This is a genomic window from Arthrobacter sp. SIMBA_036 (assembly GCF_046535135.1).
Lineage (GTDB): Bacteria > Actinomycetota > Actinomycetes > Actinomycetales > Micrococcaceae > Arthrobacter.
In genome coordinates this window covers 1-250 of sequence record NZ_JAWRXG010000362.1, presented here as the reverse complement: position 1 = coordinate 250, position 250 = coordinate 1, and the positions used below count along the sequence as shown (strand labels likewise).

Sequence of the window (250 nt, the reverse complement as noted above, 5' to 3'; positions counted from 1 at the left end):
AAGCCTCAATTCAGAATGTGCAAGATCTGGTTTTGGAACAAACATTTAGCTAAAAAATGAACTATAATTTTTCAACACTAAATGATAGAGATCTTGAAGAGTTAACGAGAGATTTACTTTCGAAAAAACTTTCCATTGATTTTCAATCATTTAAACCTGGTCCAGATCAAGGAATTGATTTACGATATTCCACTTTTAATGATGAAAATGAAATAGTTGTTCAAGTTAAACACTATAGAAATTCAGGCAT

1 protein-coding gene is annotated in these 250 nt (G+C 29.6%); it reads left to right on the top strand.

Annotated features, from left to right (window positions below):
* Window positions 1-56 precede the first annotated feature (56 nt).
* A partial coding sequence (locus SB659_RS20185) for a restriction endonuclease (RefSeq protein ID WP_410551714.1) occupies window positions 57-250 on the top strand: 194 nt, incomplete at its 3' end.